This window comes from Segatella copri (genome assembly GCF_003465495.1).
In the GTDB taxonomy this organism is placed as follows: Bacteria; Bacteroidota; Bacteroidia; order Bacteroidales; family Bacteroidaceae; genus Prevotella; species Prevotella copri_G.
In genome coordinates, this window is sequence record NZ_QSAV01000016.1 from 1 (window position 1) to 399 (window position 399).

At 53.4% G+C, this 399-nt stretch carries 1 protein-coding gene; it reads left to right on the plus strand.

Going from position 1 to position 399, the window contains the following annotated elements; translation table 11 throughout:
- The coding region (locus DWV53_RS06235) for a DUF3408 domain-containing protein (RefSeq protein WP_118152418.1) at nucleotides 1-132 on the plus strand (132 nt) is incomplete at its 5' end.
- Between the last annotated feature and the right edge of the window lie 267 nt (nucleotides 133-399).

A 399-nucleotide genomic window follows, 5' to 3' on the forward strand; every position in this document is an offset into this window, starting at 1 on the left:
CGAGACCGTCTTGATCGTGTCGTCCGCATCCTCGGAGGGAGACGCATGAGCGTATCGGGCATCATCGAGAACATCGTGCGCCACCACCTAAGCCTTTATGAAGAGGACTTCGAGGCTTGGCGCAAATTGTGAGAATTAAGGTCTGCGACCTTGGACGTGGATAGCTGAAAGGCTGTAGTTCCAACTAACGTGTTCTGAGAGGGAGCGAGGTTATGTTTTGGGAACCCCAAAACGCCTCGCTCCACCATGAGGGCGGAGGAATTTTGCTCCCGACGGTCGCAGAAAGTGAGTGTACCAACTGTAAACAGTATATCGAATGACAAACATACAGGAACAGAGCAAGAAGGGCGGAAGACCGCCCACAGGCAGGGTTCGCAAGCTGTCGAAGTCTGTCACGGT